The sequence below is a fragment of the Mesorhizobium sp. M7A.F.Ca.CA.002.05.1.1 genome (assembly GCF_003998335.1).
In the GTDB taxonomy this organism is placed as follows: Bacteria; Pseudomonadota; Alphaproteobacteria; order Rhizobiales; family Rhizobiaceae; genus Mesorhizobium.
The window spans coordinates 1-10,343 of the sequence record NZ_RZQI01000124.1 but is presented as its reverse complement, the minus strand read 5'-3'; the positions used below and the strand labels follow the sequence as shown (position 1 = coordinate 10,343).

The 10,343-nt window shown below is 63.5% G+C and carries 10 protein-coding genes, 1 tRNA gene and 1 pseudogene; 3 read left to right on the top strand and 9 right to left on the bottom strand.

Annotated elements, in window-relative coordinates; translation table 11 throughout:
- Window positions 1-622: SDR family NAD(P)-dependent oxidoreductase (locus EN939_RS09195; RefSeq protein WP_127267766.1), on the top strand; the 622-nt coding region annotated here is incomplete at its 5' end.
- Between the two features lie 14 nt (window positions 623-636).
- Here the strand turns inward: EN939_RS09195 and EN939_RS09190 are convergent.
- From EN939_RS09190 to EN939_RS09165, 7 genes are all read right to left on the bottom strand, one after another.
- Window positions 637-1,371: a dihydrodipicolinate synthase family protein gene (locus tag EN939_RS09190; protein WP_256755018.1), complete on the bottom strand. Its 735-nt coding sequence runs from the start codon at window positions 1,369-1,371 to the stop codon at window positions 637-639.
- Window positions 1,372-1,542 (bottom strand): hypothetical protein, encoded by a 171-nt coding sequence (locus EN939_RS38970; protein WP_245456791.1) that lies wholly within the window; start codon window positions 1,540-1,542, stop codon window positions 1,372-1,374.
- A gap of 7 nt (window positions 1,543-1,549) precedes the next feature.
- On the bottom strand, window positions 1,550-3,262 hold the full coding sequence (locus EN939_RS09185; protein ID WP_127267765.1) for an IlvD/Edd family dehydratase: 1,713 nt from the start codon (window positions 3,260-3,262) through the stop codon (window positions 1,550-1,552).
- A 14-nt stretch (window positions 3,263-3,276) separates the two neighbouring features.
- Window positions 3,277-4,053: an SDR family oxidoreductase gene (locus EN939_RS09180; RefSeq protein WP_127267764.1), complete on the bottom strand. Its 777-nt coding sequence runs from the start codon at window positions 4,051-4,053 to the stop codon at window positions 3,277-3,279.
- A 15-nt stretch (window positions 4,054-4,068) separates the two neighbouring features.
- The gene (gene araH, locus EN939_RS09175) at window positions 4,069-5,019 is read right to left on the bottom strand and encodes an L-arabinose ABC transporter permease AraH (RefSeq protein WP_127267763.1); all 951 of its coding nucleotides are present in this window, start codon (window positions 5,017-5,019) and stop codon (window positions 4,069-4,071) included.
- A gap of 11 nt (window positions 5,020-5,030) precedes the next feature.
- The gene (araG, locus tag EN939_RS09170) at window positions 5,031-6,542 is read right to left on the bottom strand and encodes an L-arabinose ABC transporter ATP-binding protein AraG (RefSeq protein WP_127267762.1); all 1,512 of its coding nucleotides are present in this window, start codon (window positions 6,540-6,542) and stop codon (window positions 5,031-5,033) included.
- Window positions 6,543-6,610: 68 nt separating this feature from the next.
- Window positions 6,611-7,600 (bottom strand): arabinose ABC transporter substrate-binding protein, encoded by a 990-nt coding sequence (locus EN939_RS09165; protein ID WP_027039820.1) that lies wholly within the window; start codon window positions 7,598-7,600, stop codon window positions 6,611-6,613.
- A gap of 200 nt (window positions 7,601-7,800) precedes the next feature.
- Here EN939_RS09165 and EN939_RS09160 point away from each other — a divergent pair, with 200 nt between their 5' ends.
- Window positions 7,801-8,547, top strand: a complete 747-nt coding sequence (locus EN939_RS09160; RefSeq protein ID WP_127267761.1) for a FadR/GntR family transcriptional regulator — start codon at window positions 7,801-7,803, stop codon at window positions 8,545-8,547.
- Between the two features lie 8 nt (window positions 8,548-8,555).
- Entirely contained in the window at window positions 8,556-9,704 is a 1,149-nt protein-coding gene (dgoD, locus tag EN939_RS09155) for a galactonate dehydratase (protein ID WP_127267760.1), read from the top strand.
- 190 nt (window positions 9,705-9,894) lie between these two features.
- Here the strand turns inward: dgoD and EN939_RS09150 are convergent.
- A tRNA-Ala gene (locus EN939_RS09150) sits at window positions 9,895-9,970 on the bottom strand.
- Between the two features lie 172 nt (window positions 9,971-10,142).
- A pseudogene (locus EN939_RS09145) lies at window positions 10,143-10,343 on the bottom strand (TIGR02300 family protein); the annotation flags it as partial.

Sequence of the window (10,343 nt, the reverse complement as noted above, 5' to 3'; positions counted from 1 at the left end):
GGCCCGCCTCGAAACCGCCAAGAAGGAACTCGGCAGCGCCGCCACGACGGAGACCGTGGACGTCGCCGATTGGGCGTCGGTGGACGCGGCGCGCGCCAGGACCGAAGAGCTGGCCGGCAAGATTTCCATTCTGGTCAATTCCGCCGGAATTGCCGGCCCGGCCGCCCCGCTCGACGTCTACGACATCGAGACGTGGAAGAAGGTCATCGACGTCAACGTAAACGGTACGTTCTACGTCAATCGCGCCGTGGTTCCCGGAATGAAGGAGCGCAATTACGGACGGATCGTCAACATCGCTTCGGTGGCCGGCAAGGAAGGCAACCCCAACGCCTCCGCCTATTCAGCCTCGAAGGCGGCGGTCATCGGCTTGACCAAGTCGCTCGGCAAGGAACTGGCGCAGTACGACATCGCCGTGAACTGCATCTCGCCGGCCACGGCACAGACGCGCATCCTCGAACAACTGACGCCGGAGCACATCGAATATATGCGCTCGCGCATTCCGCGCGGCCGCCTGCTGGAGGTTGACGAAGCCGCGGCGATGGTCGCCTGGCTCGTCTCCAAGGAGAACAGCTTTACAACCGCCTCCACGTTCGACCTGTCGGGTGGACGGACGACCTACTGAAAGGCAGTTGCCGTTCAGCCAGGCAACCGACCCAGACCAATCGCAAAGCGCTCCACCATTGCGAGGCCAGGCTCGCCTGGCCGCATCGCCGGAGCCCGGTCATGTACCGGGATGCCGGCGCGGGCGCCGAACAGCCGCTTGCCGTAACAGACCAGGCTCTCGATGCCTTGCATGACGAAGACGGCAGCCGGCAATATTCTTGCATATTCAGCCTCGGCCGTGACTTCGTCTCCGGCGCGGAACGCATGATAGGCGCGCACGGCATAGTCGGCGCAATCCGGCGCCAGGATCATGCCGCGGCAACCGATGCGGAAATTGTCGATCAGTTCCAGGCCGCCGCGTCCGTTGAAAACCGGTATCCGGCCTTCGGTGCGCTCGATCAGCCCGGCGATGTCGGTGACCGGACCTTCGCCCTTGATCAGCCTTATGTTGGGATGCAGCGTGACGAGTTCGCGGATTTCGTCCGATGACAGGCCGCGCCCGAAAAAGGCCGGCGCGTTCTGGATCGCCACCGGCAGGTCGGTCGCCTCGGCGACGCGGCCGAAGAACTTGATGTATTCCGGCGCACCATAGGATCCGGCTGGCGGCGGCTGCAGGATCACCCAATCCGCTCCGACGCTTTCGGCATGGCGAACCTGCGCCACCTGCTCAGCCACAGAAGAACCGAAGATGGTGAAGGCGAGCGGCACTTTTCCTGCGGTGTCTTCCGCCGTCCAGTCCATGATCGTCCGACGCTCGGCCTCGGTCAGCTAGGCGACTTCCGTTGCCAGGCCGAGCGCCGCCATGCCGTGCACGCCGGTCGCGAGGCAGATCTCGACCTGCCGACGCATCGCCGCGCGGTCCAGCTGTTCGTTCACGTCAAAGAGCGCGTAGAGAATGGCGTGAATACCGTGGAAATCATCTGGTTTGAATTTTGTCACGCGTACCTCAATGGCTTTCGCGTGGAATGGCATGGCCACGGCTTCCGACGAGAAAGTCGAGGTCGGCGCCACGATCCGCCTGCAGGACATGGTCGACGTAGAGGCCTTGATAGCCGCCGCGCATCGCCGGGACGGGCGGTAGCCAGGATTCACGACGCCGCGCCAACTCCTGTTCCGACACGTCGAGATGCAGCTTCCTCGCTTCGACATCGAGCTCGATGAAGTCGCCGCTCCTGACCAGCGCCAGCGGGCCGCCGATAGCGGCTTCGGGTGCGGCATGCAGAACGACAGTGCCGAAGGCGGTACCGGACATGCGGGCGTCGGAGATGCGGATCATATCGCGGACGCCTTGCTTCAGCAGCTTCCGAGGCAGCGCCATGTTGCCGACTTCGGCCATGCCAGGATAGCCTTTCGGCCCGCAATTCTTCAGCACCATGATCGACGCATCGTCGATGTCCAGCAAGGGATCGTCGACGCGCGCCTTGTAGTCGTCGATGTCCTCGAAGACGACGGCGCGGCCGCGATGCTTCATCAGCGCTGGCGAGGCGGCGGACGGCTTGATAATGGCGCCGTCGGGCGCCAGATTGCCGCGCAGCACCGCGATGCCGCCGTGCGATGTCAGCGCCTTGTCGCGCGGGCGGATCACCTCCGGATTGTAGTTTTGGGCGTCACTGATGTTCTCGCACACGCTCTTGCCGGTGACGGTCAGCGCGTCGAGATCAAGCAGATCGGCCATCTCCTTCATGACGGCCGGAATGCCACCGGCGTAGCAGAAATCCTCCATCAGGAAACGGCCGGACGGCATCAGGTCGAGGATGGTCGGCACATCGCGGCCATATCTGTCCCAATCGTCCAGCGTCAGCTCGGTGCCGACGCGGCCGGCGATTGCCAGCAGATGCACGACCGCATTGGTCGAGCCGCCGATCGCGCCATTGATGCGGATCGCGTTGGCGAAGGCTTGTCTGGTGAGGATAGCCGACAGGCGCAGATCCTCATTGACCATCTCGACGATGCGCCGTCCGGTCATGCGGGCGATGCGGCTGCGGCGTGCATCGACTGCCGGATAGGCGGCGTTGCCCGGCAGCGCCAGGCCGAGCGCCTCGACCATCGAGGCCATGGTCGAGGCCGTGCCCATGGTCATGCAGTGACCGGGTGAGCGCGACATGGCGCTCTCGGCATTGGCGAAATCCTGCTCGCTCATCACGCCGGCGCGAACGTCTTCCGAAAACTTCCACACATCGGTGCCGGAACCGATTTCGCGGCCTTGGAAGCGGCCATTGAGCATCGGCCCGCCGGAAATAACGATCGACGGCAGATCGCAAGAGGCCGCGCCCATGACCAGCGATGGCGTGGTCTTGTCGCAGCCGGCCATCAGCACGACGCCGTCCATCGGGTTGCCGCGGATCGCCTCCTCGACATCCATCGAGGCGAGGTTGCGAAACAGCATCGCCGTCGGCCGCAGATTGGACTCGCCGCAAGAGAAGACCGGGAATTCGAGCGGCAGGCCGCCGGCTTCCAGCACGCCGGCCTTGATGTGCTCGATCAGAGCACGGAAATGCACGTGGCAAGGCGTGAATTCGGAGAATGTGTTGCAGATGCCGATCACCGGACGGCCGTCGAAGGCATCATCGGGCAGGCCGTTGTTCTTCATCCAGCTGCGGTGGATGAAGGCATCCTTGCCCAGCCCGCCGAACCAGTGCTGCGATCGTCTCTTGGTCATGGTCTTTCCGGCGTTCAGGCGGGATGCTGGAGCTGGCTCAGTCCACCGTCGACGACGAGCGTGGCCGCGTTCATGAACGGGCACTCGTCGGAAATCATGAACACCGCGGCAAGCGCGATCTCGTGCGCCGTGGCGATGCGGCCGCCGGGGTGCAGCGCCATGGTGTTGGCGCGTGCTGTGGCTGGATCGGCAAAGCTGTTCCAGTAATCGATCGCCTTCTGCGTCTCGACATAGCCCGGCGCCAGCGCGTTCACGCGCACGCCTTGCGCCGCATATTCGAGTGCCAGCGATTTGGTCAGGCCGAGCAGCGCGTGCTTGGCGACCGGATAGGGGAAGGTGTGCGGGATGATGGTGAAGCTGTGCGTCGAGGCGATGTTGAGGATGGCGCCGCCGCTCGCGATCATGCCCGGCAGCACCGCCTTGCTGCAGTTCCAGGCTCCCTTGACGTTGACGTCGAAGTTGCGGTTCCACTCTTCCTCGGTCGCCTCGAGCGGCGTCGAGAACACATTGACCCCGGCATTGTTGATCAGCGCGTTGATCGGGCCGATCTCGGCGGCCGCTTGGCTGACGGCAGCCGCAATCCCGGCGCTGTCGCTTATGTCGGCCGCAACATGTCCGACATGGCCTTGCGGTGCGGCAAGGCCGGCGACTGCCTTGTCCAGCAACGCGCCGTCGCGGTCGACCAGGAACAGTTTTGCGCCTTCGGCCAAACAGGCTTTGGCGATGGCAAGCCCGATGCCTTGCGCTGCACCCGTCAGGAAAATGCGTTTGCCGGAAAGGCGCTCAACCATTTTTGTCCCTCCAGCCTATCGCCGGCCCAAAGCCGACGAGCGCAGATTGTCGAGCAGCACGGCCAGCAGCAAAATGACGCCGCGCACGATGTACTGGTAGAAGGCCGGGATGTTGAGCAGGTTCATGGCGTTCTCGGCGATGCCCATAATCAGCACGCCGACGATGACGCCCGACATGGTGGCGCGGCCGCCGGCAAGCGAGACTCCGCCGAGCACGCAGGCCGAGATAACCGAAAGCTCGAGCCCGACCGCCGCGTTGGGCTGGCCCGAGGTGATGCGCGACGCCAGCAGGATGCCGGCGATACCACAGACGACGCCTTGCAGCGCAAAAATCCAGATGCGCGTCCGGTCGACATTGACGCCGGCAAGCCGCGAGGCCTCCGGATTGCCGCCGATGGCCAGCGTGTTCTTGCCGAAAACGGTCCGGTTGAGGACGAAGCCGAAGATGCAAAACAGGATGGCAAGCACCCAGACCGGCGTCGGTATGCCGAGCAGTTTCGAGAGCGCCAGCTGATAGAAATCCGGGCTGTTGATGCCGACGGCGCGGCCGTCGGACGCGATCAGCGCAAAGCCGCGCACGATCTGCATGGTGGCCAGCGTCGTGATCAGCGCGTTGATGCGAAATTTGGCGATGACAACGCCGTTGATGAAGCCGACGAAAGCGCCGCAGGCGATTGCCGCCAGCAGGCCAAGCAGGATCGAGCCGGTGTAATTCGAGGCCATCACAGCGACCATGCCGGCAAAGGCGACGATCGAACCGACCGACAAGTCGAAGTCGCGCGTGGCGAGGCAGAGCATCATGGTGCAGGCGACGATGCCGACGGTGACCACCGACTGCAGCAGGCCGAGCATGTTGCGGTCCGTAAGGAAGTTCGGCACCAGAGCCGACACCAACGCGAAGGCGACGACAAAGATGACGACGAGCCCCTGTTCGCCGAGCAGGATTTTTTTCAACTGGTCGGTCATGCCAAAAGTCCTCAGGATGCGATCGCGTCGGGGGTTTTCTGATCGGGGAGAGCGGCAGCCAGGATCGCCCTTTCGGCGAACTGGTCGCGGGTGAGCTCGGCGCTGACGCGGCCGCCGCACATCACCAGGATGCGGTCGCAGATGCCCATCACCTCCGGCAGTTCGGAAGAGACGACGACGATCGCCATGCCATCCTCGGCAAGCTGGTACAGTAGCTCATAGATCTCGGATTTGGCACCGACATCGATGCCGCGCGTCGGTTCGTCGACAATGAGAACCCGCACGCCCTGTTCGGACAGCCAGCGGCCGAGGATGACCTTCTGCTGGTTGCCGCCGGAGAGGTTGATGATGTCCTGCTTGCGCGACGGCGTGCGCACCTTCAGCTTCTTGATAAAGGTCTCGGCCGTGGCGATCTCGCTGGCGCGGTTGAGCACGCCGAAGCGTGTGTGATGGCGCCGCGACGAGATGTTGATGTTCTCCTCGACCGAGCGCCCCTGGATGATGCCGTCATGCTTGCGATCCTCCGAGCACAGCACGATGCCGGCCCGGATCGTGCCACGCGGATCGGTGGCGCGAACCAGCTTGCCGTCGACGGTGATGGTGCCGCCCGAGCGCGGATCGGCGCCATAGACCAACCGCATCAGCTCCGAGCGCCCGGCGCCGATCAGGCCGAAGAAGCCGACGATCTCGCCTGCCCTTGCCTCGAAACTGGCCGGTGTCTGCAGTTTGGGGCCGCTGAGAGCGTCGACCTTCAGGCGGACATCGCCTGTTTTTCGTGCGCGAAAACCCCAGATATCCGAAATCTCGCGGCCGACCATCTCGGCGACGACCTGATCGCGGGTGACGCCTTTCAGCGACGCGTGGTGCGCCGCGAGCTTGCCGTCGCGCAGCACGGTCAGGCTGTCGCAGAGCCGGAACACCTCGTCGAGCCTGTGCGAGACGTAGATGATGACCTTGCCCTCGCTGCGCAGGCGATTGATCAGGGCAAACAGGATTTCGCTTTCGCGCGAGGACAGCGACGAGGTCGGTTCGTCCAGCGCGATAACGCGTGCGTCGAGCATGACCGCCTTGGCGATCTCGACCATCTGGCGTTCGCCGATCGACAGCGTCTTGACCTTGCGGCGCATGTCGATGTCGATACCGGCCGATTTCAGCTTGGCGCCGACGTCGTCCAGCATCCGGCGACCGGCGATGATGCCGGCGTTGGCGGGGAAACGACCGAGGCTGAGGTTTTCGGCAACGGTGAGTTCAGGAACGAGTTGCAGTTCCTGATGAATGACAATGACGCCATTGTCGAAGGCATCCCGGGTCGAGGTATAGGCTTGAACCCTGCCGTCAATGCGGATCTCGCCCTGATCGGCATGCTGGTCGCCGGAGAGGATCTTGATCAGGGTGGATTTGCCGGCGCCGTTCTCGCCCATCAGGCCATGCACGGCGCCTTTGTCGACGCCGAACGAGACGTCCGACAGCGCCTTGACGCCCGGATAGGTCTTGGTGATGTGCGAGAAGTCGAGAAAGGACACGAGCCGATCCTTTTGAGCCATGACAAACAGGCGGCGGGATGAGCCGCCGCCTGTTTGTACAGGGAGGATTATTCGATGCCGAGGCCCTGGCGGACCTTCTGGTAGTCGTCACGCTTGGCGAGTGCACCGGAAGTCAGGATCAGCTTCTCCGGTTCCTTGTTGTTGGCAACCCAGTCATACATGTTGAGCGCCGTCTCGTAGCCATGACGCTTCGGCGAGATGATCACGGTGCCGACGAAGCCAGTGGCGGTCGGCTTCTTGAACTCGTTGATTGCGGAATCCGCGCCGCCAATGCCAACGCCGATCACGCTGTCAGCGGGGATGCCGACGCTTTCGGAAGCACGCACTGCGCCGAGCACCGCCTCATCGTTGAGGCCGAAGGAGACCCATTTCTTGATGTCGGCATGGGCGTTGAGCACGACCGTTGCGGCGTTGAGGGCGGCTTCGGTGTCGGTCTTGGCCTGTGGCGCGTCGAAGATGTTCTCGGCCTTGAAGCCGTTTGCCTTCAGCACCGAGATGGCACCTTCGACGCGGTCGACCGCGGTCGGCAGTTGGTCGTAGGAGACGCGGATGGCGCCGACCTCGTCGGCCTTCCAGCCGCGTGCCTTCATTTCGTCGACGATCGCCTGGCCGACGGCTTCGCCGATCTTGGTGGCCGAAATGCCCATATGCGGCACGTCTTCCAGCGCCTTGCCGTCGGCGCCGACCAGACGGTCGTCGACAGTCATCAGCTTGAGATTGTTGGCGGCGGCCTTGGCGACGATGCCGGGGCCAAGCTTCACGTCCGGTGTGCAGACGATGAAGCCCTGGGCGCCCTGGGCGCCGAGATTGTCGATGGCCGACATCAGCTTCTCACCGTCCTCGGCGCCGATCTTGACCAGGGTAAAGCCCTTCTCCTTGGCGGCCTGGTCGGCGAACTTCCATTCGTCCTGGAACCACGGCTCCTCGGGCTGTTTGACGATGAAACCGATCTTGGTGTCCTGAGCATATGCAGCGATGGTCGTGACGGACAGCACGGCAAGCGCGCCCGCGACGAGCGCGGTCTTCAAAAGTCGCATGATTACCTCCCAGCGATAGACCGGGCGCTCAGCCCGGATGCCGGAGTCTCTAATCGCTTTTATCATACTCGTCAATTGATCTGGTATGATAATTAATGTACATGCTCTGACCAGCGATCGCTGGCGCAATTGATCCGCATCCGTTAAGGGCGGACCGGCTGTGCGAAACCAGCGGTTCGCCGCCTTGGAGGAGGGCTGAGGTGACCGAGATTCTGAAAAAAGCCCCGGGAGATACGACCACTCGCCGCCCGCGCGTGATGCCGGATGTGACCAAGGCGATAGCCTCTGACATCTTCTCCGGGCGCTATCCGGCCGGCTCCTCCTTGCCGACCGAAAACGAGCTCGGCGTCGAGTATGGCGTCAGCCGCACCGTGATCCGCGAAGCCCTGAAGGTGCTGGCCGCCAAAGGGCTGGTGCTGTCGCGGCCACGCATCGGCACGATCGTCTGCAACGAGGACGACTGGAACATCATCGACCCGCAGGTGCTCGCCTGGCACGCGCCGCACGCGCTGGACGACAAGCTCTTCGACGCCATCCTCGAAACGCGCCGCGCCATCGAACCGCTGGTCGCAGAACTCGCCGCCACCCGCGCGACGCTGCAGGAAATCGCCGATCTCGAAGCGGCATGGCGAGGCATGGCCGGCGCTGGCGAGGACCTCGCCGCCTTCTCGCGCAGCGACATCGCTTTCCACCAGATCGTCTATGCCGCGAGCCACAACCCGATCTTTCGCCAGATCGGTAATCTCATCGACACCGGGCTGAAATTCTCGCTCGAGGCGACGGCGGTGATTTCGCTCGACCGGCGCATGGAGGCCGTGGCGGCGCACCGCGAGGTGGTCGAGGCGCTGCGCATGCGCAATGCCGAGGCGGCACGCGGGGCGGCAAACAAGATCCTCGACCTCGCGGCGCGCGACCTCGGCAGCGCCAAGAAACTCAAGAGCAACTGAGACTGCGCATGAAAATCATCTCGCTCACCACCTACATCGTTCCGCCGCGCTGGCTGTTCCTGAAAATCGAGACCGATGCCGGCGTCACCGGCTGGGGCGAGCCGGTCGTCGAGGGCCGGGCACTGACCGTCGAGGCAGCGGTCAAGGAGCTTGGCGATTACCTCATCGGCAAGGATCCCCGCCTGATCGAGGACCACTGGACGGTGATGCACCGCGGCGGCTTCTACCGTGGCGGGCCGATCCTGATGAGCGCCATTGCGGGCATCGACCAGGCACTGTGGGATATCAAGGGCAAGGCGCTCGGCGTGCCTGTGCATGAATTGCTCGGCGGCAAGCTGCGCGACACGATCAAGGTCTATTCCTGGATCGGCGGGGACCGGCCGGCGGAAGTCGCGGCGGGTGCCCGGGAAATGGTTGCGCGCGGTTTCCTGGCGTTGAAGATGAACGGTACCGAGGAGTTGCAGATCGTCGACAGCCACGACAAGATCGATGCCGCTGTCGAACGCGTCGCCATGGTGCGCGAGGCCGTGGGGCCCAACATCGGCATCGCCGTCGATTTTCACGGCCGCGTGCACCGGCCGATGGCGCGCGCCCTGGTCAAGGAGCTGGAGCCCTACAGGCTGATGTTCATCGAGGAGCCGGTGCTCAGCGAAAACCGCGAGGCGCTGAAGGAGATCGCCGCGCTTGGCTCGACGCCGATTGCGCTCGGTGAGCGGCTCTACAGCCGCTGGGACTTCAAGTCGGTGTTCGAGGAAGGTGTCGTCGATATCATCCAGCCAGACCTGTCGCATGCCGGCGGCATCACCGAATGCCGCAAGATCGCGGCGATGGCGGAAGCCTATGATGTGGCCGTGGCGCCGCACTGCCCGCTCGGGCCGATCGCGCTTGCTGCGTGCCTGCAGCTCGACGCGGTCAGCTACAACTGCTTCATCCAGGAGCAGAGCCTCGGCATCCACTACAATGCCGCCAACGACCTGCTCGACTATGCCGCCAACAAGGATGTCTTCCGCTACGAGGATGGTTATGTCGCCATTCCCGACGGACCGGGACTGGGTGTCGAGATCGACGAGGACTATGTCAAGGAACGCGCCAAGGAAGGCCATCGCTGGCGCAATCCGGTCTGGCGCCACAAGGACGGCTCCTTCGCCGAGTGGTGATCGGGCTGCCTTTCAGTCTCTAAGCGCTCCATGAACAGTGAGGACTTTGTCCGGCGAGCCATCGCTCTCAAGAAATGGCTCGTTCGTTCCGTTGATGGAGGCGCTTTCAGCGGCGTTGCCTGAACTGGCCACCAAGCGCAACGGCCGCAGTGCGGCACATTCATCGGCTGCGAATTGCAGAGGAACTGTTTGGTGGAGCCAATCGGGATCGAACCGACGACCTCTTGAATGCCATTCAAGCGCTCTCCCAACTGAGCTATGGCCCCACTTCCGGCAGTCAACCGGCGCCGTTTCCGGCGAAGAGATCCGGCGCGGGTTGGAGACCACGCCGTTAGTGCAGGCGGCTTCTAACCCCGCCCTTCTCAGATATCAAGCCTTCGATAGCCGCTTTTTCTTCACAGGCCACGAAAGCCCGCAAACGCCCGCTTTCAAGGCCGATCAGACCTCGTCGTCGTCGTCTCCGACGCCGATCATGTCGGCGACGTCGTCGTCTTCTTCCTCTTCGTCGGCAAGGAAAGTGTCATCTTCGTCGTCGCCGAGATCGACGTCGTCCTCATCGTCGCCAAGATCCGGCAGGTCGTCGCCCTTGACGTCCTCATCAGCCTCTTCGAGCGAGACGACCTCAACGCCTTCTTCTTC